Here is a 25,025-nt window from a genome sequence, read left to right as displayed (position 1 = left end):
ATGCGGACTTCGGAGGCAGATATTCTGATCGTTCCGGGTCTTGGCGGATCGGGCGCGGACCATTGGCAGAGCCGCTGGGACGCCAAGCTGCCGACGGCCCGGCTGATCCTGCAGCACAGTTTCGACCGGCCGGTCCTCAGTGAATGGCGCGAACGCCTGATCGAGGAGATTCTTCGCGCCGAGCGTCCCGTGGTCCTCGTCGGGCATAGTCTCGGGTCGCTTGCCATCGCTCACGCCGCGCCTCACTTGCGCGACTCGGGCGTCAAGGGGGCCTTTCTCGTCGCGCCGCCCGCCCCCGATGTAGTGGCGACGCTTTCATCGATCGATCCGGCCTTCGCTGCATCGCCGATGGAGCCGCTGCCCTTCCCGAGCCTTATTATCGCCAGCCGGGACGATCCCTATTCCCCCTACGCCGACAGCGAGCGGCTAGCCGGAAGCTTGGGAGCCGAACTGGTCGACGCCGGCAATTCCGGCCATATCAACGCCGACAGCGGCCACGGACCCTGGCCCGAGGGTCTCATGCGTTTCGCCGGATTCTTGAAGAACCTTTAGCGTTGCAGTGAAAAAGCTACTCGCACGGGGCGCCCCTGTTCCTCTCCCAGGGCCTTCGTGACGGCCATGCTTTCAAGAGGGAAATCCTTGAATTTTTTGAATGAAACATCAGACGGAGGCTCCGCGTCGAAACAGGAGCCTCCGAGTTTGATCGTCGGGCGCGACGAGGCAAATCATTGGGTCGTTGTTGAAGCGCACGGCCTTTGCGGCGGCATTTTCGGAACCGAGGCGGCGGCGATGCGCTACGCTTGCGAAGAAAGCCGCGGCCGCGCAGGGGCGGTGCGCGTCGCGCGTCACCTTGTGGCCCTTGATCTCGCCTCGCCGCCGCGACGACGCGCGCTCGGCCAATCCTGATCCTTACCCTTCCTGCGAGCGCGGTCTTGATCTGACGGCAAGCCTTTTGGGCTGTCTGCGCCGGCGTGATGCGCCTCAGCCGATCGTGATCGTGATCGTCAGCGGCTCCAGTCCTTCGATTGTCGCTTCAATCATGTCGCCTGGCACGACCGGCCCGACGCCGGCGGGCGTCCCCGTGAAGATGAGATCCCCCGGCCTGATCTCGACGAGAGCCGACAGGAATTGCACGATCTGCGGCACTTTCCAGGTCATGTCGCTCAAATCAGCGGACTGGCGGAGTTTCCCGTTCACCTTGCAGGCAATAGCGCCCTTGACGAGCGCACCCGTCTCGGCTTTCGGCGTGATCGCTGCGCAAGGAGCTGAAAAATCAAAGGCCTTCGACATGTCCCAGGGGCGCCCCTTTTTTTTCGCCGCTGCCTGAATGTCGCGCCTTGTCATGTCGAGCCCGACGGCGTAGCCGAAAATCAGTTCCTCGACCTTATCGGCCGGGATATTGGAGCCGCCGCCGCTGAAGGCGACGACGAGTTCAACCTCGTGCTGGAAATCGCTTGTGCCGGGGGGATAGGGCACGCTCGCGCCATTCGCGACGATAGCATCGGCAGGCTTCGTGAAGAAAAACGGCGGATCGACCTCCGGATTGCTTCCCATCTCCCTTGCGTGCGCGGAATAATTTTGGCCGACGCAAAAGATGCGGCGCACCGGAAACGGCTTTGTCGAAGTCGAGGCGAGCGCGACGACCGGCGGCGCGGCGAATGCGTAATCACCCATCAGTCGGGATCCTTTGTCGGTGATGTATGCCTCAGCAGCTTTTCGCGTGTTGCGATGAAAGGCGCAATTCTTCGAGCAACTTCACGTGGCGGGAGGTTTGAGGAAATACCGCTGAGGCCCGAAGAGTCGAGGCTTTTCGATTTTATGACCTCGACATGGGGCGCGATGGCGCGCCAGCACGACCTCGCTTAGGATTTCCGACACGGCAGCCATTTTATCCGAAAAATCGGCTCCGCCTTTCGGAAATAAAGCTAGCGGCGCGCGCCGAGCAAAGCAGTTCTGCACGCCTCGGATAAAGATGCTGCGTTGGCGCGAAGGCACGCCGCGATGCGGCCCTGGCCCGGGCGCTCTCCTGCGCAAAGCGCACGATAATCCGGGCCGCAAGCCCGGCGAATCGCCATCATTTCTTCGCGCGGGGATAGCGGCGGATAGGTTTTTGCGGGAGCCGCTGTCTTTGGCGTGGCAGGCGCAGGCGCGGCGGGCGTCGGGGCCGGCGACGCCGCGCCGGTGGCAGGGGGCGCGGCGGGCGCGGATTGAGGCGTCGTCGAGGCGGCCGGGGGTGAGGCCGGCGCGCTTTTGGCGGGAGCCGGCGCAGCTTCCGCTGGCGCCGCCGCGCCGCCGGCGGCGTTGACCGCCGTCTGGCAGGAGGGCGACAGATTTGCGAGGTTCTTGCGCAAACAGGCGAGCGCCGCGGACCCGCCGGGCGGCACGCCGGCGCAATTGGCGCGGTAATCGCTCTGGCATGACGCGCGGATAGCGCCGATTTGCGCTTGCGTCGGTTCGGCGCGCCCCGGCGACGTTAGCGTGAGAAGCACAGCCGTCGCGGCGGCGCCCAAGAGTTGCGCCGGACCAGCGCTGCGCATAGCTTTGAACATTGTTGTTTCCCCTCACCTGCGGGCAGCATGCCAGCGCCGCCGATTCCGCGCAATGGCGGCGGGGGGTTATTCGACGTCGAGGGGCTCCGTGCCGATGGGGCGCCCGTCAGGACCGAAGGTGATTTTTTCGATCCTCTGTTCGGCGCTTGTCAGCATGGTCGCACAGTGCGTCTTCAGCGCCTCGCCGCGCGCGTAGATCGCAATCGATTCTTCGAGGCCGACGGAGCCCTTTTCGAGCTGGTCGACGATCTTTTCAAGCTCGGCGAGCGCAACCTCGAAAGAGAGGCTCGCGACGTCTTCATTCGGCCCGGGCTGCGCAGCCATTTTCGCAATCCTCATCCAGTGTCGCCGTTGTTGGAGGGTTTCTGCGACTCTGGTCTAGGGGGGGATTGGCCTCAGTGCAACTCGAGGGCGAACGGGACGCCCTCGAAACATTCTTCGCCGCGGCCGATCTGTTCGATCGCCGCCGTCATCCGTCCCCTGCGACGCAGCATTGCGTCGGCGATAGTGACGAGCCGCGCATTTGGCGTCGCGGTCGGCGATACGCGTCTGATCGCCAGCGCGATCTCGACCTCGTTGCGCTCCGGATTCAGGGCGCAGGCGGCGATGAAGGCGGCGGCGGTGGAGCGGCTGACCCCCGCGTAGCAATGGATCAGCATGGGTTCGGAAAGATCCCAACGCCGCACAAAATCGAGAAGTTCGGCGACATGCGCGTCAGTTGGCAGAACATGGCCGTCGATCGCCTTAACGATGTCGGATATGGACACGTGGAGGTGCCGGTCCGCCGCAATTTCCAGCGGGCGCGCGACCGGCGTGCCCTGATCGAGCAGCGTGACGAGACTGCGGGCGCCTGTCTCACGGACGGTCTGAGACACTTTTGCCAGCGAACAGACATGCAGACGGCCCATCCATCACCTCTTCGAGGCCGCGCCCAATTTGTGGCGTTGCAGCATCCGCCACGGTTCAACCAGCCCTGACAGTTTACCCTATATACCGCATCGCAACAAAGTTCGAAAGCAAAGTTGCGTATTTTGCTGCGTTTGCGTCCGGTCCAAATGACATCACCGCGACGCGCCGAGACGCCCGCTCAGCCGATGAAGCTCGTTGAGGAAACGCTCCGCCGCGAGCGCCGGCGGCCAGGGCTCCCAGGCTGTTCCGCCGTAGATCGCCGTCAGCGGATCCTTGGCCAATGGCTGATGCGGGATGCGCAAGGTCGTGCGCACCTCTTGTCGCGTCCAGCCGACGACGTGGACGGCTTCGGAGGCCGCCGCGACGCGATCAGCCCTTTTGTGCGGCTTCCTCTCGAGGGCAGTCCACGGCGCCAGGCCGTAGCGGAGCGCCACCGCTCTCTCCAGGGCTTCGGTCAGTTTGCGATAGGCCTCGCCGAGGAAAGGCTTCACGACCGAGATGCAGTCGAAGCCGAGGAGCCCTTCGTCCGCGTCATGCAGCAATTCGCGCAGATCCGCCCGCGGATCGTCAATCTGGGGAAACCAGAGGCGGCGGAGCGCCAGAACGAGCAACGAATGCTGGGCGACGGAAAGCGGCAGATCCCAGGCCGAATGGCCGCCCCAGCGATAAGTCCGCGCGAGTCCGATCGCAAGATCGGCGTCCTCCCAATCGAATGGCGTCGGATTTAACAGATCGAGGCGCTTGCCGGAATAGAGCCGCACCCAGGCGCGGGTGGGGGCTCGTTCTACCGCCGGTCGAAATTGAAGCGTTTCTGAACTCATGTCCTTTTGGCCAAAGCCGCGCATTCGGCGTGGCGCCAGCACGTCACAAGATGATCATTGACCATGCCGATCGCCTGGCAAAAGGCATAGATGATCGTCGGTCCGCAGAAATTGAACCCCTTGCTTTTCAGATCCTTGGACAGCCGGAGCGAAAGCTCGGTCTGCGCGGGGATCTCCGACGAATGGCGATAGCCGTTCTGCACCGGCTTTCCGTCGACGAAATCCCAGAGATAATTCGAGAAGCCCGGGCCTTCCTGAATCTTCAGATAGGCGCGCGCCGAAACAATCGCCGCCTCGATCTTGGCGCGGTTGCGGACGATGCCGGCGTCCTGCATCAGGGTCTCGACCTTGTCCGGCCCATAGAGCGCGATCTTTTCGGGGTCAAAGCTGTCGAAAGCCGCGCGAAAAGCCTCGCGCTTGCGCAAGATGGTGATCCAGGAGAGGCCCGCCTGAAATCCGTCAAGGATCAGCTTCTCATAGAGCGCGCGATCGTCGCGCTCGGGCACGCCCCATTCCTCGTCGTGATAGGCGCGGTAGAGCGGATCAGCCCCGGGCCAGACGCAGCGGATCTTGTCGTCGTCAGTCATTCAGCCGGCTCGCTCCGGCGCCGTGACGGCGATCGGCGTCTCGCCCGCTTTCACGATGGCGCCGGCCGCCCGCGCGTCCTCCAGCCTGTCGAGCCGCATCATGGCGAGCCCTTCGGAATGCGCGGTCGAGCCCACTTGCCCGATCGGCGCGCCGCCCGCGACGATATCCGCGCCGGGGGGCGGCGCCTCTCCGTCGAAATGAAATTTCAGGATGCGCTTTTTGGCCGATTTGCGGAAATGCACGCGCGCCACGACTTCCTGGCCGACGTAGCAGCCTTTTTTGAAGTCGACGCCATTCAGCCAGTCGAGATTGGCGTCATGCACGAACGTATCGCCATAGACGAAATCGCGGCCGCCCCGTGGCACGCCGTGTGCGATCCGGCGCGCCTCATAGTCGGATTCATCGGCGTTGCTGATCTTTTCCAACGCCTCGCGCGGCGCGATGATGCGCTGCCCCATGCCCGGCGCGCGCATGTCGCGGTAGACGACGCCTTCCACGCCCTCCGGCGCCCCGCCTTCCAAAATCGCGGCGACGCCGAACGTTTCGGACTGGTCCTGAATGTCGATTTTCGCGCGCATTTTGTGCAGATTCAGACGCTGCGCCAAGGCGGCGCTTTGGTCGCGCACGCAATCCATCAGATAGCCGGCGTCAGGGCCTTCCGGCAGCGGAACCACGAAAAAGTCGAACATCAGCTTGCCCTGCGGCGATAAAAGCGCCGAAAAACGGCTTTCGCCGGGGTCAATTTCGAGCACGCTATTGGTGATGAGCCTGTGCAGGAGCTTGGTCGCGTCGGCGCCGGCCAGTTTGATCACGCCGCGATCGGCAAGAAGGCAAATCTCGTTTTCCATGCAACATCCTCGACTTTGGTCCCGCCCGGCTTGTATGTGTTCCGCGCCCGACATATCGCAAGTTTTATCGCAAGCCTTGTGCCCCACGCTTTGTAAACAGGAATGAACCCATGCCGCAAACCTTTGATCTCATCGTAAAGGGCGGCGTCGTGGTCGATCATAATGGTGTTGGCGCGCGGGACATTGGCGTTCGCGCCGGAAAAATCGCTGAAATCGGCGACCTTTCTCGCGCCAGCGCGGGCGAGACCATTGACGCGACGGGCCTCACGATCCTTCCCGGCGTCATCGACACGCAGGTTCATTTTCGCGAGCCCGGCCTGACGCATAAGGAAGATCTTGAGACCGGCTCCCGAGCGGCCGTTCTTGGCGGAGTGACGGCGGTGTTCGAGATGCCGAACACAAATCCGCTGACCACCAGCGCTGAGGCCCTCGCCGATAAGGTTTCGCGCGCAAAGCATCGGATGCATTGCGATTTCGCATTCTGGGTCGGCGGCACCGCCGACAATCCAAAAGATATTCCAGAACTTGAGCGTCTGCCCGGGGCGGCGGGGATCAAGGTGTTCATGGGATCTTCAACCGGATCGCTGCTGGTCGAGGACGACGCCGGCATCGCCGCGATCCTGCGCCAGACGCGGCGGCGCGCGGCTTTCCACAGCGAGGACGAGCCAAGGCTCAATGCGCGGAAAAATCTGCGGGTGGAGAATGATCCCTCGTCCCATCCCGTCTGGCGCGACGAGATCGCGGCGCTGCAATCGACCCAGCGGCTCGTGCGCATCGCGAGGGAGTGCCGCGCGCAAGTGCATGTATTGCACGTCTCGACTGCGGAAGAAATTGATTTCCTGAAAGATCACAAGGACATCGCCAGCATTGAAGTGACGCCGCATCATCTGACGCTTTCCGCCGAAGATTACGCGCGCCTTGGCACGAAGCTGCAGATGAACCCGCCGGTCCGCGACGCACGCCATCGCGATCACCTCTGGCGCGGGGTCCAACAAAGCATCGCGGATATTCTGGGCTCCGATCACGCGCCGCATACGCTGGAGGAGAAAGCGAAATCCTATCCGCAGAGTCCCTCCGGCATGACCGGCGTGCAGACGCTGGTGCCGATCATGCTGGATCATGTCGCGAGCGGGCGGCTCAGCATCGAGCGCCTCGTTGATATGACGAGCGCGGGGCCTGCGCGGCTGTTCGGCATCGCGGGCAAGGGCCGGATCGCCGTCGGCTATGACGCCGATCTCACCATTGTGGATCTGAAGCGCCGCGCCACGATCGAGGACCGCTGGATCGGATCGCGCTGCGGCTGGACCCCCTACGACGGCAAAAGCGTTCTGGGCTGGCCGGTTGGAACGATTATTCGCGGCGCGCGCGTGATGTGGGAAGGCGAGATTGCGGCTCCCTCGCGCGGCGAGGCGGCGCGCTTCTGGCAGGCGCTTTGATAAATCAAAATATTTGAACAGGAACTTGCCGCACATGCCTCGTGTGTCATAGGGGAGAGGCGCGCGGCGGTTGGATTTCGGCGGAATGACGGGCTTGGCCTCGCGTTTGAGGCCAGCCTCACGCAAGTGATCGGCGTCATAATCCTTGTCGGCTTGACGTCAGATCAAGACCGCGCTCGCAGAAAGCGTAAGGCTCAGGATTGGCCGAGCGCAGGTCGTCGCTGCGGCGAGGCGAGATCAAGGGCCACAAGGTGATGCGCGATGCGCACCGCCCCTGCGCGGCCGCGGCTTTCTTCGCAAGCGTAGCGCATCGCCGCCGCCTCGGTTGCGAAAATGCCGCCGCAAAGGCCGTGCGCTTCGACAACGACCCAATGATTTGCCTCGTCGCGCCCGACGATCAAACTCGGAGGCTCGTGTTTCGACGCGGAGCCTCCGTCTGCCGTTTCATTCAAAAAATTCAAGGATTTCCCTCGTGAAAGCATGGCCGTCACGAAGGCCCTGGGAGAGGAACAGGGGCGCCCCGTGCGAGCAATTTTTTTCCGAAACAGATCAAAGCCGATACGCGGAATCCGATGACGATTTAATCAGCCCGAATTCCGCGCTGGCGGGAGCCACGCCTTGGGAATCTGAGCTTCCTTGTCGCGGGGAATGAACAGATAATCATTAGCCTCTGTTGTTTCCGTGCTCCAAACGTCCAACGGGAATTCAGTTAGCAGCGTCAGGCTGACCACATGGCTGGCGTCAGTGGTCTTGTTGATACGAAACACAAGGTAATTTGAACTGGCCAGTAGCGACATGAGGCGGCCAACATTGTTCTGGTAATTGACCTTATCTGCATGAGCATCCATGCGCAGCACTTCGCAAGTGATGGGCGGCTTCAACTCAGCCAATACTTCTGGCATGCCTTCAAGAACCTGTCGTTCTGCCCCCTCCACGTCGATTTTCATGAAGGCTATTTTATCTATAGCGAGGGCTTCGCGGATATCATCGAAACGATGAACAGGTACTAATTGGAAATCACATCTCTTTGCTGGTCGCAGATCGGCAACCGTGGTTGCTCCCGGATCTCTGAGCGAGGTAGAACCGGAGTAAAGGGACAGGATCGTATTTTTGTCCGACAGTCCGACAGGAACGATGGAATAGCCCTCCAATCCATTCTGCCGAATGATCTCCTGCAAAGCAGAAACGCAATCAGGGTTAGGCTCAAAGCCGATGTATCTGCCTTGATGATTCAGACTATAGAAGTCGGACAAGGTTTGCCCGACATTCGCTCCGATGTCGATAAAATCCCCGGAATTCAACTTGACGAAATGCCCAATTAGCTCAGTTTTCCAGGATGGTTTCCATTTGTTGAGGTACGTCGCAAATGGAACACGAAGAGTCTTTTCTCCGAGTTTAACTGTGAATCTGGGCTTAATCCGGCTCCATAGCAGTGGAAGCCGAGCCATGTAATAATTTATGTCAGTTGTTATATCCATCAAAATAGACTTTGGAGGACAATGCGCAGGCCTATAAATGGCCTCGTTACTTGAGGCAGACTTTCAGAAATTTACGCGAAAGTCTAGACATGATAAGCGCGTCGAGGGAGGCGCTTATTATGCTACCGCAGCGGCAGAATTCCCATTGCCCGCGCCATCAATCCGACGCCTATGATCAGCGCGACAAGGCCCGCATAGACGAGATCTGGATGGTTGAGGAGGGCTCTCACCTTTGATCTTGCGTTCATCTTTTGCTCCATCGGCCGATTGAACCGGCCTCAGCACGAAAGATGGGACAAACGGCATAAGGGATCGAGCCGAAAGACGAAGCGCGGGCCTAAGGGAAAGATAAGGACGCGTTTACAGCAGAATGTCCTATCAACAAGGCCGCATCCTGCTCCTTAAGCCTTTGTCTTGATGCATGACGTGGGTCCGAAAACTCTGCTGCTTTTCAGCGACGGGCTCTAACCGGCGATGCGGGAGAGATCCGCGACCTCGTTCACCGCGCGGCGCAGGCGCGCAAGCAGCCGCAGCCGATTGAGCCGAAGTTCCGGGTCCGGCGCATTGACCGTCACCTTTTCGAAAAAGGCGTCGACCGGCGCGCGGAGCGAGGAGAGCTCCGCCATCGCGTCTTCGAACGGCCTTTGATCATCGAACCCCGGCCGTCCGACACGCTCTTCCGCAAGCCGCAAATGCCTGCGCGCCTCGATGGCGAGGCTTCCGATCTTGTCCCACAGCGCGACTTCTTCCGGCTCTTGCAGCAAAGAGCGGTCCGGCGCTCCTTCGAAGGCGCCAATGGCCTCTTTCTTTTCTTCCGCACGCAAAATATTCGTGGCGCGGCGATAGCCCGCCAGCAGATTGACTCCGTCTTCCGTGTCCAGAAAGCCGCCGAGCGCCTCGACGCGGCGGACGATCAGCAGCAGATCGTCCTGGCCCGGCAGAGCGAAAACCGCGTCGATCAGATCATGGCGGGCGCCGCGCTCGCGCAGATAGATTTTTAGGCGGTCCCCGAAAAAGGCGAGAAGCTGAGCGCAGATCTCCTCTTCCTCAACGCGCAACGCCGCGCGATCCAAAGCGCCCTGCCCGACATGATGCGAGAAGGCGGAACGTAAAATCGGCAGAAGCGGCAGCCGCAGTCTGTTTTCGAGAACGAGCGCAATCACGCCAAGGGCGGCGCGGCGCAAAGCGTATGGATCCTTGCTGCCGGTCGGCTTTTCGTCGATCGCCCAAAAGCCGACCAGAATGTCGATTTTGTCGGCCAGCGCGACGGCGACGGCGACGAGCGCATTCGGCACCCGATCGTTCGGCCCTTGCGGTTTGTAATGATCCTCGATCGCCTCGGCGACTTCAGCACGCTCGCCCTGCGCGAGCGCATAATAGCGGCCCATCAGTCCCTGCAGCTCGGGAAACTCGCCGACCATTTCAGAGGGCAGATCCGCCTTGGCGAGAAGCGCCGCGCGACGGGCGACTTCAGGGTCGGCGCCGATTTTTCCAGCGATGTCTTCCGCGAGCCTCACAAGCCTTCCGACCCGCGCGCGTTGTGTGCCGAGCTTTTCATGAAACACAACAGAATCGAGCTTTATGAGACGATCCTCAAGCTTGATCTTAAGATCGGTCTCCCAGAAAAACTTGGCGTCCGACAGGCGCGCGCGCACCACGCGGGCGTTGCCGGCGGTGATCGCGGCCCCGCCGTCGCTGGCGTCGATATTCGCCACCAGAGCGAATTTATGGGCGAGCCGGCCCGTCGTCGCATCGCTCAGTACGAAACATTTTTGATTGGCGCGAATGGTCGCGCGAATGACCTCCGGCGGAATTTCGAGAAAGGCAGGATCGAATTCGCCGATCAGCACGACCGGCCATTCGACCAGCCCAGCGACCTCATGCAGCAAAGCCTCATCCTCGATCAGCTCGAGGCCCTGCGCAAAGGCGAGATCGCGCGCGTCATGAAGGATGATGTTGCGCCGGCGCGCGGGATCGAGCACCACCTTGGCTTTTTCGAGGGCTGGAGCGTAATCGTCGAAACGGCGCACGAGAATTGCCCGCGGCGCCATGAAGCGATGCCCGTAAGTGACATTGCCGGCGGCGATTCCATCGACTGAAAAGGGCACGACCTCCGGGTCTTCCGTTTCCAGTCCGAAAGTGGCGAGGATCGAATGCAGCGGGCGCACCCAGCGCAGCGAATCCGGCCGGATCGACGCCGCGCCCCAGCGCATCGACTTCGGCCAGGGAAAGCGCCTGATTACCGAGGGCAGAAGCTCGGCCAGAACCTCGATCGTCGCCTGCCCCTTGCGTTCGACGACCGCTATATAGAATTCGGTCTTTTTCTTCGGGTCCACTTCGATCTTCGCTTCGGAAATCGACGCAAGGCCGGCGCTTTTCAAAAAGCCCTGCACCGCCGCGTCGGGCGCGTCGACGCGCGGGCCCTTTTTTTCCTCCCGCACGTCCGGCTGGCGCACCGGCAATCCCGCGACATGCAAAGCGAGCCTGCGCGGCGTCGCAAAACTCGCGGCGCCCTCGAACGCAAGGCCACGCTCGCCCAAAGCCTCGGTGACGAGACGCTTCAAATCATCGGCCGCCTGCGCCTGCATACGGGCCGGAATTTCCTCGGAAAACAATTCAAGAAGGAGGTCGGGCATGATCTCGTTTCGGTTTGGGGTCAGTCTTCGCGACCTCGACCGGAGGAAACCAGCCGGGCATGCGTCCGCCGCTCGAACCGTTGACTAAGCTCTGAATTTCGCTTCGCCAAGCGGAAATTTGGTCTCAGAGCACCCCGCACCGGGAGTGCTTTGGAGTTGATCACGCAGATTGTGCATTCAATTCGGGCGCCCCGAGGGAACATGGAAAGCGTCCAGGCGTTGCCATAGCTCCTATGGAGGCATTGCTATGAATACTCCAAGATTTCTTGCGCTTTCCGGCGCGGCCTTGATTGCCTTGACCTCGGGCGTTTCCGCGGGTCCCATGAGCATAGCGACCAGCGGTGTGGTGGCGCCGACGCAGTCTCAGCTCGAAACGGTCGCCTACCGCCGCCATTACCGCCATTACGCCCATCGGCGCCATTACCATCACTACGCCTATCGGCGCCACTACTACGGCGTGAATCCCGGCGCGGCTATCGCGGGCGCGGCGCTCGGCGCACTTTCGCTCGGCGTGACAGCAGCGACGCTTGGCGACTGCGGCTTTTATGGCTGCGGATATGGCTATGGCGGCCCATATTACGGCGGCTACTATGGCGGCGGGCCCTATTATGGCGGCGGCTATTACGGCGGACGCTATGCGGGATGGGGCGGCGGAATGCGCACCGGCCGCAGCGTCGGCTTTGGCCATGCGGGCGGTTTCCATGGCGGCGGATTTCATGGCGGTGGGTTCCACGGCGGCGGCGGAGGCTTCCATGGCGGAGGTTTTCATGGCGGCGGCATGCACCGCTGACCCCTTGCCGCGCGCCTGATCAGTCCTGAACGAGACCATCTCCGCCGCCGGCCGCCGTCTTGAGCCAGGCGGCGCCGCAGGCCTTGGCGAGTTCGCGAACGCGCAAAATGTAACTCTGCCGCTCGGTGACGGAGATGACCCCGCGCGCATCGAGCAGATTGAAGAGATGCGAGGCCTTGAGGCATTGGTCATAGGCGGGCAAAGCCATCAGATGGCGCCCGCCCTGATCGCCCGCTTTCAGCAGAGCCGCGCATTCGGCTTCGGCGTCGCGGAAATGCTGGAAGAGAAGCTCGACATTGGCCGCTTCGAAATTATAGCGCGAGTATTCTTCCTCGGCCTGCTTGAAGACATCGCCGTAAGTGACCTTGCTGTCTCCTTCGCCGCCGTTGAAATTGAGATCAAAAATGCTTTCGACGCCCTGCACATACATGGCGAGGCGCTCCAGCCCATAGGTCAATTCACCTGAAACCGGAGCGCATTCGATCCCTGCGACCTGCTGAAAATAGGTAAATTGCGAGACCTCCATGCCGTCGCACCAGCACTCCCAGCCAAGGCCCCAGGCGCCGAGCGTCGGGCTTTCCCAATCATCCTCGACGAAGCGTATGTCGTGCAGGCGCAGATTGACGCCAATCGCCTCGAGCGAACGCAGATAGAGCGACTGAAGATCGGGCGGCGACGGCTTCAGGATCACCTGAAACTGGTAGTAATGCTGCAGCCGGTTGGGGTTTTCGCCGTAACGCCCATCCTTTGGCCGGCGCGAGGGCTGCACATAGGCCGCCTTCCACGGCCGCGGACCGAGCGAGCGCAGGGTCGTGCCCGGATGAAATGTCCCGGCGCCGACTTCCATGTCGTAAGGCTGCAGGATGACGCAGCCCTGCGCCGCCCAGAATTGCTGCAGGGTCAGCAGGAGGCCTTGAAACGAACGTGATGGAGCGAGCGCTTGGGGCGCCGCTTTTTGGGTGGATAAGGAGGTTTCGTGCGCAAGGTCGGTCATGAGGCGCCTTGTATCGCTACTCGGGATCGCATGGAAGAGCGATTGCGCCAGCGACGCGTCGACGGAACGATAAGCTCAAAAGGTCAAGATGGCGGTTCAGACAGCATGATGATCGAAGTCACGGTCGCGCCTGGGCAATTGTCAAGGCTATGTCATAATACTTTAAGTTGAAAAACAAAATGCCTGTAAAAACAAGTTTCCCATTGCGTGATGCTAACTTTCAATGCACGCTTTCATGGGAGATGATTGTTGCAAGTCAACTGGTCTCTTGATCCTCCAACGCTTGCGCTTCCGGGAGGGATAAATGAAATTTCATTGCCTATTGGCTTCCGCCGCCCTCGCCGCTTCAGTGTTTTTCATAGGCGACGTCGCCGTCCAGGCTGTTCCGGCCTCCGGTCTTTCACAGGCCGGGTCCAGCATCCGCGCTTTGGAAACGCCCGTCGCTCAGCAAGGCGTCGAAAAGGCCTATTACTACCGTCGCTATTACCATCGGCGCTATTACCACCCTTATTATCGCCATTACTATCGGCGCCATTACTATCGCCCTTATTATCGCAGACATTATTACCATCCATACTATCATCGCTACCGCTATTATCGTCCGTTTTACTGATAGACAGGCCAGAGTGCTTTCCGCCTGAATGAAATCATTGGAGCGATTGAAATCGCTCCAATATCAGAAGTTTGAGCATATTCTTGTCGATCAGATTAAAACGATCTGATCGGAATATGCTGTGGATAGGGATGAAAACATGCGTAGATTTGCAAAGATTTTGTGGGTCGCAGGAGCGCTTTGCGGCTTCGGTTTTGGCCTTGCGGGGCTGGCGCAGGCAATGCCGATGGCGGCCAGCGGGATCACGACCGCCGGGAGCCCGGCCTCCGCCGCCGTGGAAAAAGCGCATTATTATCACCGTCACTATAACTATCACCACCATTACTATCATCACCATCACCACTACTATCATCGCAGGGGTTGGTGACGAGGGAGGCTCATCAAAGGAGGCGTCTCCGCCGGAGGCGCCTTCGCGATCAATAAACCCCCGGAGTTGCTACCAATCAATCGCCGCGTCGCCGCGGTGAATTGCTTCGGCAATCGCCGTGAATCGCGATCCTTCGTGTAGCGTCAGCGCCGGCGCGATCGACAAGGGCGCGCGGCTGCCCTTTTTCGCGCGCAGAAGAATGCGGATCGCCGGCGCGCCCTCGCGCGCATGCACGGGCAAGACGGTGACGCCCCCCGCGCGTCCCTCAAGGCTCGCAAGAATCGCGGCGAGATTTTCCGGCCGGTGAATAAGGATGAATGATCCGCCGGGCCGGGCGAGCGCGAGGCAGGCGGCGATCCATGCCTCGAGCGCGCCCGCGCCCTCGCCCGGCATCACATGGGCGCGGCGTTTGCCCTCGTCGGGCGATGGGCGCGACCGGCGCGCATCGAAAAAAGGCGGATTGGAGATCACAAGTCCCGCGCTTTCATCGGCGAGGCCGGCGGCCCGGCGGCTTCGCGGAGAAAGCGCATCGGCTTCGAAGACCTGCCCGCGATCCGGCATTCCGTTGAGAACGAGATTTTCCCGCGCGAGATCCGCGGTCCGCGGATCATTCTCGATCAGACCGACTTTCGCGCCTCGCCGCGTCAAGGCGAGCGCGAGGCCGGCGGCTCCGACGCCCGAACCCACGTCAAGCGCCAAATCGGCATATTCCGCTGGCGCCGCGGCGGCGAGCAAGATCGCGTCGGTGCCGGCGCGATGGCCGCGCTCAGGCTGGCGCAGGAAGAGCCGCCCGCCCAGAAATGCGTCCGGCTCGCCTGAGGGGGCCTGCGCCGGTTCATCCATCGGATAATTCCTCGGAGAGCCCCCCCTCGGCCAACGCCGCGCGGGCCTCCGCCGCATCGTCCTCCAGGACCAGAACACGCCGCGGCAGAAAGCCCAGCGATCCCTCCAGCGCGCTCATATGCTGATCGGCGATGAAGATATCGATGCCGGCTTCACGAAGGATTGCTTCGACCAGAGAAATCAGCACAAGGTCGTTGGTGCGCAGCAGTTCGACCAATAGGCCTCCTTGAAATCACGTGTGCGCGCAAGACGCCGGAGCGCGGCTACAAGACCTCGCATGCGGCAAAAGAACCGGCAAGATGGTTCGCGCGGCTGTCACGAGTTGAAAAGTGTCGGGGAGCGCCCTAATAAGCGCAGGCGGATCCGCGGAGTGTTGGATATTGGGCGTTGTCATTCCTTTAGAAGAAAAAGCAGAGCCCGGCATCGAGCCGCTTCTTGGCCTTGTCGGCGCGGACATGGACCGCGTCAACCAGACCATCCTCAGCCGCTCGGCTTCCGACGTGTCGATGATACCGGAAGTCGCGAACCACCTGATTTCCTCCGGCGGCAAGCGCCTTCGCCCCATGCTCACGCTGGCGACCGCCGGCTTATGCGGCTACCAGGGCTCCGGCCACATCAAGCTCGCCGCCTCGGTGGAGTTCATGCACACGGCGACGCTTCTGCATGATGACGTTGTCGACGAGAGCGACATGCGGCGCGGCAAGCTCGCGGCGCGCATGCTCTGGGGCAACGAGGCAAGCGTCCTCGTCGGCGATTTCCTGCTCGGCCAAGCCTTCAAGATGATGGTCGAGGTCGGCTCCTTGCCCTGCCTTGACGTCTTGTCCTCCGCCGCCGCCGTGATCGCGGAAGGCGAAGTCATGCAATTATCCGCCGCGAAGGATACGCAGACGAGCGAAGATGACTACCTCGCGGTGATCCGCGCCAAGACCGCCGCCTTGTTCGGCGCGGCTTCCGAGGTCGGGCCCTTGCTGGCGGGGCGCCCAAAGGCTGAAATCGCCGCCTGCCGCGGCTATGGCCTCAATCTCGGCATCGCCTTTCAGCTGATCGACGATGCGCTCGATTATGGCGGCACCTCAGCCAAGCTCGGCAAGAATGTTGGCGACGACTTCCGCGAAGGAAAGATCACCCTGCCGGTGGTGCTCTCCTTTCGCCGCGGCACGACGGAACAGCGCGAGTTCTGGCGCCGCACGCTGGAAAAGGGCGAGATCGAGGACGCCGATCTCGAAGCCGCGATCGCCACCATGCACAAGCACCGAGCCCTCGAAGATACGGTTGAACGGGCGCGCCATTATGGCGCGATGGCGCGCGACGCGCTGGAGCTCTTTCCGTCGTCTCCCTGGAAATTCGCGCTGAGCGATGTCGTCGACTTTTGCGTCAACCGCGCTTTTTAAACGGCCTGCTCCATTCTGGTACGGCGCCGCCCGTTCAGCGGTAATGGTTTCTCAAGCGTAACCGAGAATATTCAAATCGAGTGGCGGAATTGGCGCTTCGCAAGACGCCGCGAGAGCTCGGGATGAGCGTGAGACGCGTATGGGTGGGTCACGGTTCGGTTGGGCGGTGGGCGCGATCGCCCCTTGGTGGCTAGGCGTCGCGCTCGCGCTATCAATGCCTGCCGACGCGGAACAGGAAGCCGTCTCCGGCGCTTCGCTCGCGGCTTTGTCCCTGCGCGCCCCGGCTCCTCCGCAAGAGTTGATACCCCCTCAAATTCCCGGACTGGCTGGCGCGCTCCGCCAGAGGCCGGCCGCTGACTCAACTGGACGAGCAGACGCTTTCGGCTCGATGCCGCGCCTGCTGCGCGAGGCGAGCCTTGTCGTCGGCGAGGCGGACCGTTCCGAGCGCCTTCCCGACGAGATTGAGCCGCGCTCTGATCTTAAGCGCAATGCCGGGAAATTCCCGACGCTCGACCGCAGCCGCAGGGCGGATCCGGTCGTCGGGCTTCGTCCGACCTTCGACACGCGCCTGCGCCAACGCGGCGGCCTCGCCAATCTGCGGGCGCACGATCTCCTGTTCGAACACGATGAAGCGTGGCCGGTCAGCGGCTTTGACGTATCAGAAGGCGATTTCGCCGGGCCGGACAGCGTCTCAGCCTTCGAGCCCTGGCCCGATGGCGAAACCCCAACGACCGCGCCCTCAGCCGCCGACGCCTCCCCGCGTCAGAACGGCGGCTCCCAGACGATGCGCCCTGCGGCGCTCACCGAGCGTCTGATGCAAGGCGCGACGCCCGAGGTCCGCCGCGCCGAGGCGCTCGCGTCAACGACGCCTGCTCCGGCTGATTCGACGCCGGTTGAGGTCGCCGCCATCGCAGCGCCGCCTCAGGTCGAAGCTCCAGACGACAGCACCGCGTCCTACGTCCCGTCGCGGCCCGGCTTTGCCGCTCTGATCGGCCACGATCGCGCCGCGCAGGAGCAACGCTGCCTTGCCGAAGCCATCTATTTCGAAGCGCGCGGCGAATCCGACGAAGGACAAGCCGCGGTAGCGCAAGTCGTCATGAACCGCGTCTCAAGCGGCCTTTATCCGCCGACGATCTGCGGCGTCGTCTTCCAGAACCGGCATCGCCGCAACGCCTGCCAGTTCTCCTTCGCCTGCGAAGGCAGGGCGCTGCGCATCACCGAAGCAGATGCCTGGCGCAGGGCCGTAAGGATCGCGGGGGAAGTCACCGCCGGCACGACCTATGTGTCAGACGTCGGAGGCGCGACCCATTATCACGCCAATTATGTCAGGCCGCGCTGGGCCAGAAGTCTTGAAAAAATGGATGTGATCGGGCATCATATATTTTACAAGCTCAGGCCGGGCCAGACTTGACGCTGATTTGGCATTCTGACCGTTTTAGCCTCAAGGCATGGCTCTAGACTTCAGCCGCTGGACGTCAATACGCGCGCTTTTTATCGGCGACGCGAAAAAAATCAGCCGATCGGCTGTGAATTTGCTGGCGCCATTCTTTCGCCGATCGCGAAAACGTGGCCGGACGAGCAAATCCACGCACTTGCTTGGCCGACGCAAAACGGCCATGTTCGGCGTGAGAACTCACCCTGAACTCATCCCCCTCGGGGCGCCGCCTCTGGTACGGAAAAACGATCGCATGTCGCTTACGCACACATCAGTACGCAGAGAGTGTAACGAGGCCATTGCTGGCCAGCCTGCCGCCGCTCATTTCGCTCAGCGCGCCGCCACCAAGGCGCTGAACTGGCGCGGCGTAGCCCTTGGCGGTTTCGTTCTGGCGGTTCTCACGAGCTTTTTCTTGCCGGTGACCCTCGCCAGCGCCGAAGCGCGAGCGCGCGAGAATCTGGCCATCGCAGCGCCGTTCGAAGTCGGCGAGAGTCCGGCGGGCAATTACCTCGCGGCGCTTGTCGCCGGCGCCGAACGCGACACCGTCGCAGCGGCGACGTTCTTCCGTGAGGCTCTGCGATTCGATCCGCATAATCCGAAACTGATCGAGCGCGCCTTTGTCGCCTCCCTGTCAAACGGCAATATGGACGACGCCTTCAGCCTGGCGCAGCGTCTTGTCACGCGTGAGCCCGACAACAGCCTCGCCCATCTCGCGCTCGGCGTCGAAGCGATCAAGAATAAGCAGTTCGCCGCCGCGCGCGCGCATTTTGGCAGAGGCGGCGCCGGACAGCAGCGCGATATCACCGCGACGCTGCTCACCGCCTGGTGCTACCTTGGCGAGGGCAATCCCAAAAAAGCGCTGGAGCTGGTCGACCGCTTGCGCGACGAGAATTTTGCGGTGTTCCGCGACTATCATGCAGGCCTTATCGCGAATGTCGCCAATAATATCCCCGAAGCGACGCGACGGCTGAAGGCCGCTTACGAGGCGGACAAGAATACGCTGCGCCTCGTCGATACTTACGCCCGCTTTGTCGCCAAGCGGGGCGATCCCGCCCAAGCGACCAAGATCTATGAGGCTTTCGACCAGATCCTGCCGAGTCATCCGATCGTTGTCGCGGCGCTTGCCGACCTCAAGGCGGGCAAGCCCCTCGATTTGCTGGTCAAGAACGCGGAACAGGGCTCTGCCGAAGTCCTTTATGGCCTGGGCGCCGCCGGCGGGCGGCAGGGCGATGAGCTCGCTGCGATGATCTATCTGCGGCTGTCGCTCTACCTTGCGCCACAAAACAGCCTCGCCATCATCAGCCTCGCGGACATATACGAGCGCATCAAACAAAACGAGCAGGCGATCGACGTCTATGCGCTGGTTCCGGCAAAGGATCCGCTGCGCACCACCGCCGACGTTCAGACCGGCCTCATCCTTGAGACGCTGGGGCGCACGGACGAATCGGCGACGTTCCTGAAGCGCATCGTCGATGAGCATCCGGACAATGGCGACGCTCTCTCGGCGCTCGGCAATCTGCAGCGCGCGCACAAGCAATATGCCGAAGCGATCGCGACCTATACGCGAGCGATCGACCAGGCCAATAAAACCGGGAAAGCGAGCTGGGCGCTTTACTATTTCCGGGGCATTTCCTACGAGCGCGACAAGAAATGGCCGCTCGCCGAGGCCGATTTCAAACAGGCTTTGACGCTTTACCCTGATCAGCCGCTCGTTTTGAATTACCTCGGCTACAGCTGGGTGGATCAGGGCGTCAATCTCGATGAAGCCTTCACCATGCTGCACAAGGCAGTCGAACTGCAACCGACCGACGGCTACATCGTCGACAGTCTCGGCTGGGCCAATTACAAGCTGGGCCGCTACGACGAGGCAGTGAAGGAGCTGGAGCGCGCCATCGACCTTAAATCATCGGATCCGGTCATCAACGATCATCTCGGCGACGCCTATTGGCGCGTGGGACGCAAGCTCGAAGCGCACTTTCAATGGAATCACGCGCGCGATCTCGGCCCCGAACCGGATGATAAGGAAAAGATCCTCGACAAGATCGAGCATGGCCTGCCGGACGATCCAAAGCCCGCCGCGGCGGAGGCCACTCCGAAGGAGCAAGAGCCCAAAAAGGAAAATGGCGGCTGAGGGCGCGAAGCCTTCTCTTTGACCGCCAAAGTCGGAAGCCCGCGTCCCGGGCGCCTCGGGATTGCGTGAGGGCGCCGAGGCTATTGACCACGAGTTGCCTTGCTAGAGCATATTCCGATCGGATCGGTTCAATCTGATCGATAAGAACATGTTCAAGCTTTTCAAACCCGGTCAGTTTCCCTCGCGCCTTGCTCCGACTGACGCTTTCACAACGAAATCCATTGCAGCGAAATCCATTGCCTAGACTTCTCAGAGAACGCGCGCCCGCGAAAATCAATCTCACTCTGCACATCCTCGGCCGTCGCGAGGACGGCTGGCATAGGCTAGAGAGCTTTGTCGCTTTTTCCCGCACGGGCGACCAGTTGTCCTTTGTCGAGGATCAGCCCCTGGCGCTATCGATCGAAGGTCCTACCGCCCCCGCGGCGGGAAACATCGCCGACAATCTCGTGCTGCGCGCGGCGCGGCATTTCGCTGAGAATTTTCCGGGCGCAAAACTCGGCGCGTTCCATCTTGTCAAACGCCTGCCGGTCGCAGCCGGGATTGGCGGCGGCTCGTCGGACGCCGCGGCGGCCCTCCGGCTTCTCGCCCGCGCCAATGGCGTTTCGCTCGACGATGAAAGATTGATCGCGGCCGCGCGCAAGACCGGCGCGGACGTTCCCGTGTGTCTTGCAGCGCGCGCCCGTATGATGCGGGGGCTTGGCGAAGAACTCGGACCTTTGCTGAAGCTGCCGCCGCTCATTGGCCTGATCGTCAATCCCGGCGCGCCGCTCGAGACCAGACATGTATTCGCGCGCATGAATATCCCGCCGGGCGGCTCGACTGCCTTCGGCGGACATCCCGAGCTTTCTTCCGGCATGCATGTCGAGGATTTGGTCGGCGCCTTGGGCAAGGGCCGCAACGACATGGAATCGGCGGCTTGCCGCCTCGCTCCCATCATCGGCGACGTGCTCGCGGTCTTGAGCGCCGCGCCCGGATGCCGCCTCGCGCGGATGTCGGGATCGGGGGCGACCTGCTTCGCCCTTTTCAAGGATTGCAAATCCGCCGCGCGCGCGAAAAAAGCAATTCTTCGTGCGCATCCGGGCTGGTGGGTCAAGAGCTGCGTCTTGAACTGAGGCAAGCCGACCGGCTTTTCGAGGTCTTTCCGGGGCATGCGGAGCCGCCCGTGACGGCCTTCGCGATGAGCCAAGGATAAGGATTACTCCAGATAACTGAGATAGGCGGCGACGGCTGCTATTTGCGCCTGCGTCAGCTTGTGTGCAATCGGCTCCATGATAGCTGATGTGTCTGGATGCGCTGGATCCTGACCTCGCTCTTTGGTCCAGTTCGTCAGCTTGTTGAAGATGTAGTCATTGAGCTGGCCGGCTAGGCGGGGAAACGACCCGTCGCCTTTAGCCTCCGGACCGTGACAGGAAGCGCATGGGGGAACATCGGCGCTGGGAAGTCCGTCCTCGAAGATCGTTTTACCCTCGGCGACAAGCTCCTTCGGAGCGCCGCCCAATGGTTTGGGATTGAGTTCCTTGAACCGCTCGGCCAGGCTATCGATCATCGACGGGCTCAACACATGGGCCACGTTGAACATAACGGGGTTCGTGCGCCTGCGCTCGATAAAGGCCCGCAACTGATTCTCGATGTACTCGGGCTGCTGACCGGCAAGCCGCGGCATGGGATAAGCTCCGCGAAAACCCTGCCCTGACACCCCATGACATGTTCTGCAATAATCAAACTTGGCCTGGAGCTCCTGCGCCGGAATGGTGTCCTTATGGGTTTCTTCCGCGTGACCAGCTGTTGTGAAAGCAATTGCGAGAATTGCGGCGCGCCACGGGGACATTGAGCTTATGATTTTCATGATCCGGCCTCCAACAGTCTCACGCCGCGACATGACTGACGCGCTGATCGAGACCGAGGCGCCAGCTTGGGGCGCCGGCCGCTGACAAAGGCCTCCCTCTTCCGCGCTGGCGCCTCGAACATCTTTTTCAGTCATAACCGAGAGCGGCCCAACTGAAAAACTGAACTTCCCCACCAATTCGCTTTTACGCTCGGAAAACAGTTCTTCTTAGTGGACGGCGGTGAAACAAGAATTATTCTACATCAAAGGGCATTGTAGAAGGATACGATAATTGTTAGCGCGCGCAATTACCTTCGGCTCTATCGCGCCACAGCAAGCTGACGCCGCTTAAGTCCGGTTTCCACTGATGGCGGGAAGGTCAGTTGGCCAATAATATAGAGCAAGGGGCGGAGGCCGGGTCATGAAGGTCATTAGCTTACGATTGGCGTTTCAAACAGCAATCCTTGCATTGGTGTTCGCCGCGCCGGGTCGCGCGGAAGCGAAAGGCCCGACCGACTCTTCGCCGCAAGGGCTGCAGGCGAAGCTGACATATTGCAAAACCTGCCACGGACTGTCGGCGGAGGGCTACCGCGGATATTATCCCATGCCGCGACTCGCGGGGCAGCAGCCGGTATACATCGAGAATCAGTTGCGGGCCTTTATCGAGCGCAGGCGCACGAACCCCGTCATGTTCAACGTAGCCCATGTGTTGAGCCCGGAGATGGTCGCGGCCCTGGCCGCGCATCTCAAGGAGCTCAATCCCGCTCCATACGGCGGCGCTCCGAAGGGATCTCTAGCCTTGGGAAAGACAATCTTTGAGCAAGGATTACCTGAGTCCAACGTTCCTGCGTGCTCCGCTTGCCACGGTCCGGAGGGCAACGGTAAAGACGAAATTCCCCGGTTGGCGGGTCAGCTCTTCTGGTACACCGAAAAAACAATGACGAACTGGACCAAAGAGCGAGGTCACGGCTCTGTGAAAGACACATCGGCCATTATGGTGCCGACCACGCACGACTTGAGCCAATCACAGATTGCCGCCGTCGCGGCTTACGTAAGCTACCTGAAGTGAATCCGATCGTTTTATAGGGCGCCGGTTTCGATGAATGCATGAAGCGCGAGAACTCGGATCATGAAGCTCATCAGGTCAAAACTAGCAATTCTGGCGATCGTTTCCGTTGCTGCCGGTCCGCTGTCGGCGGATGAGTCCCTGCCCGTGCGAAATTGCACCTGGTGCCACGGGTCCTCGGCGCAAGGATTTATGATGGCGCCACGACTGGCCGGACAGAGAGATCAATACATTGAAAATCAGCTTCTGAGCTTTCGCGACCATATCCGGGATAATCCGCTTTCGAGGCAATATATGTGGGGCGCCGCGGCAAACCTCAGTCCCCAGACCGTGCATGATTTATCAGCTTATTTTTCGACCTTGCCGACCCTGCCCGCCAATGATGGAGATCGGCAGCTGGCAGCCGCGGGAAGAACGATCTACGAGCAGGGAATCGCCGAATCCAACATCGTGTCCTGCCTCGTCTGTCATGGCCCAAATGCAGAAGGGGTCAGAGAAATTCCCCGTTTGGGAGGACTATCCTATTCCTACCTAAAAAGAAGGCTCGAGCAGTGGGGCGAAGGGTTTCACGCAGCCGCTGGCCCGATGCCGCACATTGCAAGCACATTGTCTCCAAACGAAATTGACGCCCTCGCCTCATACCTGAGCTTCGTCGGATCCGCTTCCGTGGAATGATTGTGCGGCGACATCTTTTTCCGCGCGCGTTTTGGCGTTGAGGAGTCGGATCGCAGAAGGCGCCCCTTGGCCGCCCGAGCCCTTATCTTCTGGTCGCTGCTGTTTTGATGCGCCGAACAGGGCTCTTTCGATGGCCGCTCCGGTTGGCGTCGGCCGAGTTTCAAACGTGCCGCGCGCCATCGCCATTGAAATGGCGATGGCTGTGGGCTAAGGTTTCGCCGTCGCGGGCGTAGTTCAATGGCAGAACGGAAGCTTCCCAAGCTTCATACGAGGGTTCGATTCCCTTCGCCCGCTCCACGCCTTCCGCGAGGCGGCTTGATAGCCGGCAGCCGTTCCCCCAACGCCACCCATTGCCAGAAGCACGAGTATCCGCGTCAGTGTGACGACTGGGCGCTCGCTTCAGTGTCGGGGCTGGCTTTAACGCGAAGCACGGCCGGGTCATCAAGATCGCGCCCGGTTTGGATCCTGAAAGCCTCCGCGAGCAAAAATGCGTCGCGCTCGATCGCGCCGGAGGGCGCCATCCGAACGGCGCCGATGCGTTCAAGCGTAATCGTATCTTGCGCTGAAGCCGCGCCGATCATGGCCTGAAGACCCAGCGCCGCGAAGAGGTGAGCGAGCAACCGAGGTTTGATCTTCATGTCGTAAATATTCAAAGTCACGGCACGATCTCCTTTCACGCGTCGCTGGGCTTTGCCCAAGCGCGCTTCTGTCCTGGCGACTGATCGCCAGAGACGCAGCGCTCCCGCGAGGGCCGCGCCAACAAATTTCGAGGATGATATTTTTAGCTTGCGGTAAGCTTGCGCTGCACAATGCTGTTTTGCAACGCACCAAATTGTCTCAGGGGGATGCTGCCCCAGCCTGGCTTTCTCAAGCGCTTTTGGGGTTTCGCCTGCGCCGCAGGCCGTAGTCCCTGAATTTCTCGACCGTTCTCGCAACCTCGGCATCGCTGAGAATATGCGGCGTCCCAATTTGCAGCGCCGCCGCATATTGCCGGGCAAGCGTCTCCAATTCGACCGCCAGCCACAGCGCCTCGCTGAGATCAGGACCTGTCGCGATCATGCCGTGATTGGCGAGCAGCGCGCAGGCGCGGTCCTCAATCGCTTCCAGAACCGCGACAGAGAGTTCCGGCGTGCCATAGCTTTCATAACGCGCGCACCGGATCGTCGGGCCGCCCGCCGCAGCGATCATGTAATGCGCCGCCGGAATTTCCATGCGGCACATGGCGAAGGCCGTGCAATAGACCGGATGTGCGTGCACGACCGCGTTGACCTCGGGCCGATGGCCCAGAATATCGCGATGGAACCGCCACTCGGAGGAAGCGACGAGATCGTGCTCGTAGACGCCATCCATCGTCATGAAGACGATGTCGTCGGCGCTCATCTCATCATACGGCAGGCCGGACGGCGTGATCAAAAGCCCGTCGGTCCAGCGAACCGAAATATTGCCCGCGGTTCCCTGATTGACCCCCAGCCGCGCCAGGCTGCGGCAGCCGTCGATGATGGATTGTCGAACGGCGAATTCTCTGGTTTTCGCCAATTTCCCTCTCTCAACGCAAATCACGCTATGATCTGGGGGCCCATTTCTGAACTGGCCTTGCGGCAAAGGAGAACACGAGGGCCGAACGAGCCGG

29 protein-coding genes and 1 tRNA gene are annotated in these 25,025 nt (G+C 61.2%); 13 read left to right on the top strand and 17 right to left on the bottom strand.

Annotated features, from left to right (window positions below; genetic code table 11):
* Together SIN04_RS05440 and SIN04_RS05435 are read left to right on the top strand one after the other, a co-directional pair.
* Complete coding sequence (locus SIN04_RS05440) at positions 1 to 552, top strand: RBBP9/YdeN family alpha/beta hydrolase (protein ID WP_134486979.1); 552 nt, start codon at positions 1 to 3, stop codon at positions 550 to 552.
* A gap of 87 nt (positions 553 to 639) precedes the next feature.
* Positions 640 to 906 carry an RAG2 PHD domain containing protein gene (locus SIN04_RS05435; protein ID WP_197731946.1) on the top strand — a complete coding sequence of 89 codons (267 nt, stop codon included), beginning with the start codon at positions 640 to 642 and terminating at the stop codon, positions 904 to 906.
* 75 nt (positions 907 to 981) lie between these two features.
* Here SIN04_RS05435 and SIN04_RS05430 read toward each other — a convergent pair whose 3' ends face one another.
* From SIN04_RS05430 to SIN04_RS05400, 7 genes are all read right to left on the bottom strand, one after another.
* Positions 982 to 1,674, bottom strand: coding sequence for a fumarylacetoacetate hydrolase family protein (locus SIN04_RS05430; RefSeq protein ID WP_341264275.1), 693 nt, complete (start codon positions 1,672 to 1,674; stop codon positions 982 to 984).
* 251 nt (positions 1,675 to 1,925) lie between these two features.
* Complete coding sequence (locus SIN04_RS05425) at positions 1,926 to 2,549, bottom strand: hypothetical protein (protein ID WP_341264274.1); 624 nt, start codon at positions 2,547 to 2,549, stop codon at positions 1,926 to 1,928.
* A 66-nt stretch (positions 2,550 to 2,615) separates the two neighbouring features.
* Positions 2,616 to 2,873, bottom strand: a complete 258-nt coding sequence (locus tag SIN04_RS05420) for an exodeoxyribonuclease VII small subunit (RefSeq protein ID WP_134486977.1) — start codon at positions 2,871 to 2,873, stop codon at positions 2,616 to 2,618.
* 71 nt (positions 2,874 to 2,944) lie between these two features.
* Positions 2,945 to 3,457, bottom strand: a complete 513-nt coding sequence (locus tag SIN04_RS05415) for a tyrosine phosphatase family protein (RefSeq protein ID WP_341264273.1) — start codon at positions 3,455 to 3,457, stop codon at positions 2,945 to 2,947.
* Positions 3,458 to 3,610: 153 nt separating this feature from the next.
* The gene (locus SIN04_RS05410; RefSeq protein ID WP_341264272.1) at positions 3,611 to 4,279 is read right to left on the bottom strand and encodes a phosphohydrolase; all 669 of its coding nucleotides are present in this window, start codon (positions 4,277 to 4,279) and stop codon (positions 3,611 to 3,613) included.
* On the bottom strand, positions 4,276 to 4,866 hold the full coding sequence (locus SIN04_RS05405; protein WP_134486970.1) for a DNA-3-methyladenine glycosylase I: 591 nt from the start codon (positions 4,864 to 4,866) through the stop codon (positions 4,276 to 4,278). The genes SIN04_RS05410 and SIN04_RS05405 overlap by 4 nt, the downstream gene beginning before the upstream one ends.
* Positions 4,867 to 5,715: a YgfZ/GcvT domain-containing protein gene (locus tag SIN04_RS05400; protein ID WP_134486967.1), complete on the bottom strand. Its 849-nt coding sequence runs from the start codon at positions 5,713 to 5,715 to the stop codon at positions 4,867 to 4,869.
* 110 nt (positions 5,716 to 5,825) lie between these two features.
* Here SIN04_RS05400 and SIN04_RS05395 point away from each other — a divergent pair, with 110 nt between their 5' ends.
* Positions 5,826 to 7,151, top strand: coding sequence for a dihydroorotase (locus SIN04_RS05395; RefSeq protein WP_134486964.1), 1,326 nt, complete (start codon positions 5,826 to 5,828; stop codon positions 7,149 to 7,151).
* 194 nt (positions 7,152 to 7,345) lie between these two features.
* Here the strand turns inward: SIN04_RS05395 and SIN04_RS05390 are convergent, their stop codons facing one another.
* From SIN04_RS05390 to glyS, 4 genes are all read right to left on the bottom strand, one after another.
* A complete protein-coding gene (locus SIN04_RS05390; RefSeq protein ID WP_197731945.1) occupies positions 7,346 to 7,612 on the bottom strand; it encodes an RAG2 PHD domain containing protein in 267 nt (88 codons plus the stop codon).
* Between the two features lie 123 nt (positions 7,613 to 7,735).
* Entirely contained in the window at positions 7,736 to 8,599 is an 864-nt protein-coding gene (locus SIN04_RS05385; protein ID WP_166795853.1) for an FkbM family methyltransferase, read from the bottom strand.
* 152 nt (positions 8,600 to 8,751) lie between these two features.
* The gene (locus SIN04_RS05380) at positions 8,752 to 8,877 is read right to left on the bottom strand and encodes a hypothetical protein (protein WP_280178127.1); all 126 of its coding nucleotides are present in this window, start codon (positions 8,875 to 8,877) and stop codon (positions 8,752 to 8,754) included.
* Between the two features lie 216 nt (positions 8,878 to 9,093).
* Positions 9,094 to 11,217 (bottom strand): glycine--tRNA ligase subunit beta, encoded by a 2,124-nt coding sequence (gene glyS, locus SIN04_RS05375; RefSeq protein ID WP_423136013.1) that lies wholly within the window; start codon positions 11,215 to 11,217, stop codon positions 9,094 to 9,096.
* Between the two features lie 295 nt (positions 11,218 to 11,512).
* On the opposite strand from glyS, the gene SIN04_RS05370 reads away from it, so the two are divergent.
* Positions 11,513 to 12,055, top strand: a complete 543-nt coding sequence (locus SIN04_RS05370; RefSeq protein WP_134486954.1) for a hypothetical protein — start codon at positions 11,513 to 11,515, stop codon at positions 12,053 to 12,055.
* Between the two features lie 19 nt (positions 12,056 to 12,074).
* Here SIN04_RS05370 and SIN04_RS05365 read toward each other — a convergent pair whose 3' ends face one another.
* Positions 12,075 to 13,049, bottom strand: coding sequence for a glycine--tRNA ligase subunit alpha (locus tag SIN04_RS05365; protein ID WP_134486950.1), 975 nt, complete (start codon positions 13,047 to 13,049; stop codon positions 12,075 to 12,077).
* A gap of 304 nt (positions 13,050 to 13,353) precedes the next feature.
* Here SIN04_RS05365 and SIN04_RS05360 point away from each other — a divergent pair, with 304 nt between their 5' ends.
* Positions 13,354 to 13,662, top strand: a complete 309-nt coding sequence (locus tag SIN04_RS05360; protein ID WP_134486947.1) for a hypothetical protein — start codon at positions 13,354 to 13,356, stop codon at positions 13,660 to 13,662.
* A gap of 139 nt (positions 13,663 to 13,801) precedes the next feature.
* The gene (locus SIN04_RS05355) at positions 13,802 to 14,029 is read left to right on the top strand and encodes a hypothetical protein (RefSeq protein ID WP_134486943.1); all 228 of its coding nucleotides are present in this window, start codon (positions 13,802 to 13,804) and stop codon (positions 14,027 to 14,029) included.
* Between the two features lie 69 nt (positions 14,030 to 14,098).
* Here SIN04_RS05355 and SIN04_RS05350 read toward each other — a convergent pair whose 3' ends face one another.
* A complete protein-coding gene (locus SIN04_RS05350) occupies positions 14,099 to 14,872 on the bottom strand; it encodes a tRNA1(Val) (adenine(37)-N6)-methyltransferase (protein WP_134486940.1) in 774 nt (257 codons plus the stop codon).
* Entirely contained in the window at positions 14,865 to 15,089 is a 225-nt protein-coding gene (locus SIN04_RS05345; protein WP_134486937.1) for a DUF2007 domain-containing protein, read from the bottom strand. Before SIN04_RS05345 ends, SIN04_RS05350 begins: the two co-directional genes overlap by 8 nt.
* 163 nt (positions 15,090 to 15,252) lie before the next feature.
* Here SIN04_RS05345 and SIN04_RS05340 point away from each other — a divergent pair, with 163 nt between their 5' ends.
* From SIN04_RS05340 to SIN04_RS05325, 4 genes are all read left to right on the top strand, one after another.
* Entirely contained in the window at positions 15,253 to 16,263 is a 1,011-nt protein-coding gene (locus tag SIN04_RS05340; RefSeq protein ID WP_134486933.1) for a polyprenyl synthetase family protein, read from the top strand.
* A gap of 139 nt (positions 16,264 to 16,402) precedes the next feature.
* Positions 16,403 to 17,674, top strand: coding sequence for a cell wall hydrolase (locus tag SIN04_RS05335; RefSeq protein ID WP_134486930.1), 1,272 nt, complete (start codon positions 16,403 to 16,405; stop codon positions 17,672 to 17,674).
* Between the two features lie 277 nt (positions 17,675 to 17,951).
* Complete coding sequence (locus SIN04_RS05330) at positions 17,952 to 19,829, top strand: tetratricopeptide repeat protein (RefSeq protein ID WP_134486927.1); 1,878 nt, start codon at positions 17,952 to 17,954, stop codon at positions 19,827 to 19,829.
* Between the two features lie 236 nt (positions 19,830 to 20,065).
* On the top strand, positions 20,066 to 20,941 hold the full coding sequence (locus tag SIN04_RS05325) for a 4-(cytidine 5'-diphospho)-2-C-methyl-D-erythritol kinase (protein WP_134486924.1): 876 nt from the start codon (positions 20,066 to 20,068) through the stop codon (positions 20,939 to 20,941).
* 83 nt (positions 20,942 to 21,024) lie between these two features.
* Here the strand turns inward: SIN04_RS05325 and SIN04_RS05320 are convergent, their stop codons facing one another.
* Positions 21,025 to 21,675 (bottom strand): c-type cytochrome, encoded by a 651-nt coding sequence (locus SIN04_RS05320; RefSeq protein ID WP_341264271.1) that lies wholly within the window; start codon positions 21,673 to 21,675, stop codon positions 21,025 to 21,027.
* Between the two features lie 400 nt (positions 21,676 to 22,075).
* On the opposite strand from SIN04_RS05320, the gene SIN04_RS05315 reads away from it, so the two are divergent.
* The 3 genes from SIN04_RS05315 to SIN04_RS05305 all read left to right on the top strand — a co-directional run bounded on the left by SIN04_RS05315 (position 22,076) and on the right by SIN04_RS05305 (position 23,692).
* Positions 22,076 to 22,723 (top strand): c-type cytochrome, encoded by a 648-nt coding sequence (locus SIN04_RS05315; protein ID WP_134486921.1) that lies wholly within the window; start codon positions 22,076 to 22,078, stop codon positions 22,721 to 22,723.
* A 60-nt stretch (positions 22,724 to 22,783) separates the two neighbouring features.
* Positions 22,784 to 23,395 carry a c-type cytochrome gene (locus tag SIN04_RS05310; protein ID WP_134486918.1) on the top strand — a complete coding sequence of 204 codons (612 nt, stop codon included), beginning with the start codon at positions 22,784 to 22,786 and terminating at the stop codon, positions 23,393 to 23,395.
* Between the two features lie 223 nt (positions 23,396 to 23,618).
* A tRNA-Gly gene (locus SIN04_RS05305) sits at positions 23,619 to 23,692 on the top strand.
* A gap of 77 nt (positions 23,693 to 23,769) precedes the next feature.
* Here the strand turns inward: SIN04_RS05305 and SIN04_RS05300 are convergent.
* Together SIN04_RS05300 and SIN04_RS05295 are read right to left on the bottom strand one after the other, a co-directional pair.
* Positions 23,770 to 24,054: a hypothetical protein gene (locus SIN04_RS05300; RefSeq protein ID WP_134486915.1), complete on the bottom strand. Its 285-nt coding sequence runs from the start codon at positions 24,052 to 24,054 to the stop codon at positions 23,770 to 23,772.
* Between the two features lie 208 nt (positions 24,055 to 24,262).
* Entirely contained in the window at positions 24,263 to 24,931 is a 669-nt protein-coding gene (locus tag SIN04_RS05295; RefSeq protein ID WP_134486912.1) for a class II aldolase/adducin family protein, read from the bottom strand.
* Between the last annotated feature and the right edge of the window lie 94 nt (positions 24,932 to 25,025).

The organism is Methylocella tundrae (genome assembly GCF_038024855.1).
Classification (GTDB): Bacteria; Pseudomonadota; Alphaproteobacteria; order Rhizobiales; family Beijerinckiaceae; genus Methylocapsa; species Methylocapsa tundrae.
This window is presented reverse-complemented; position numbering and strand designations above follow the sequence as displayed.

What these genes read in the sequence shown, in the direction of transcription:
- SIN04_RS05395 (WP_134486964.1), top strand. Translation starts at nt 5,826, where the DNA reads ATGCCGCAAACCTTTGATCTCATCGTAAAGGGCGGCGTCGTGGTCGAT.
- SIN04_RS05370 (WP_134486954.1), top strand. Translation starts at nt 11,513, where the DNA reads ATGAATACTCCAAGATTTCTTGCGCTTTCCGGCGCGGCCTTGATTGCC.
- SIN04_RS05400 (WP_134486967.1), bottom strand. Translation starts at nt 5,715, where the DNA reads ATGGAAAACGAGATTTGCCTTCTTGCCGATCGCGGCGTGATCAAACTG.
- SIN04_RS05355 (WP_134486943.1), top strand. Translation starts at nt 13,802, where the DNA reads ATGCGTAGATTTGCAAAGATTTTGTGGGTCGCAGGAGCGCTTTGCGGC.
- SIN04_RS05405 (WP_134486970.1), bottom strand. Translation starts at nt 4,866, where the DNA reads ATGACTGACGACGACAAGATCCGCTGCGTCTGGCCCGGGGCTGATCCG.
- glyS (WP_423136013.1), bottom strand. Translation starts at nt 11,217, where the DNA reads ATGCAGGCGCAGGCGGCCGATGATTTGAAGCGTCTCGTCACCGAGGCT.
- SIN04_RS05425 (WP_341264274.1), bottom strand. Translation starts at nt 2,549, where the DNA reads ATGTTCAAAGCTATGCGCAGCGCTGGTCCGGCGCAACTCTTGGGCGCC.
- SIN04_RS05365 (WP_134486950.1), bottom strand. Translation starts at nt 13,049, where the DNA reads ATGACCGACCTTGCGCACGAAACCTCCTTATCCACCCAAAAAGCGGCG.
- SIN04_RS05385 (WP_166795853.1), bottom strand. Translation starts at nt 8,599, where the DNA reads ATGGCTCGGCTTCCACTGCTATGGAGCCGGATTAAGCCCAGATTCACA.
- SIN04_RS05415 (WP_341264273.1), bottom strand. Translation starts at nt 3,457, where the DNA reads ATGGGCCGTCTGCATGTCTGTTCGCTGGCAAAAGTGTCTCAGACCGTC.
- SIN04_RS05410 (WP_341264272.1), bottom strand. Translation starts at nt 4,279, where the DNA reads ATGAGTTCAGAAACGCTTCAATTTCGACCGGCGGTAGAACGAGCCCCC.
- SIN04_RS05360 (WP_134486947.1), top strand. Translation starts at nt 13,354, where the DNA reads ATGAAATTTCATTGCCTATTGGCTTCCGCCGCCCTCGCCGCTTCAGTG.
- SIN04_RS05420 (WP_134486977.1), bottom strand. Translation starts at nt 2,873, where the DNA reads ATGGCTGCGCAGCCCGGGCCGAATGAAGACGTCGCGAGCCTCTCTTTC.
- SIN04_RS05430 (WP_341264275.1), bottom strand. Translation starts at nt 1,674, where the DNA reads ATGGGTGATTACGCATTCGCCGCGCCGCCGGTCGTCGCGCTCGCCTCG.
- SIN04_RS05335 (WP_134486930.1), top strand. Translation starts at nt 16,403, where the DNA reads ATGGGTGGGTCACGGTTCGGTTGGGCGGTGGGCGCGATCGCCCCTTGG.
- SIN04_RS05315 (WP_134486921.1), top strand. Translation starts at nt 22,076, where the DNA reads ATGAAGGTCATTAGCTTACGATTGGCGTTTCAAACAGCAATCCTTGCA.
- SIN04_RS05440 (WP_134486979.1), top strand. Translation starts at nt 1, where the DNA reads ATGCGGACTTCGGAGGCAGATATTCTGATCGTTCCGGGTCTTGGCGGA.
- SIN04_RS05320 (WP_341264271.1), bottom strand. Translation starts at nt 21,675, where the DNA reads ATGAAAATCATAAGCTCAATGTCCCCGTGGCGCGCCGCAATTCTCGCA.
- SIN04_RS05350 (WP_134486940.1), bottom strand. Translation starts at nt 14,872, where the DNA reads ATGGATGAACCGGCGCAGGCCCCCTCAGGCGAGCCGGACGCATTTCTG.
- SIN04_RS05310 (WP_134486918.1), top strand. Translation starts at nt 22,784, where the DNA reads ATGAAGCTCATCAGGTCAAAACTAGCAATTCTGGCGATCGTTTCCGTT.
- SIN04_RS05380 (WP_280178127.1), bottom strand. Translation starts at nt 8,877, where the DNA reads ATGAACGCAAGATCAAAGGTGAGAGCCCTCCTCAACCATCCAGATCTC.
- SIN04_RS05330 (WP_134486927.1), top strand. Translation starts at nt 17,952, where the DNA reads ATGTCGCTTACGCACACATCAGTACGCAGAGAGTGTAACGAGGCCATT.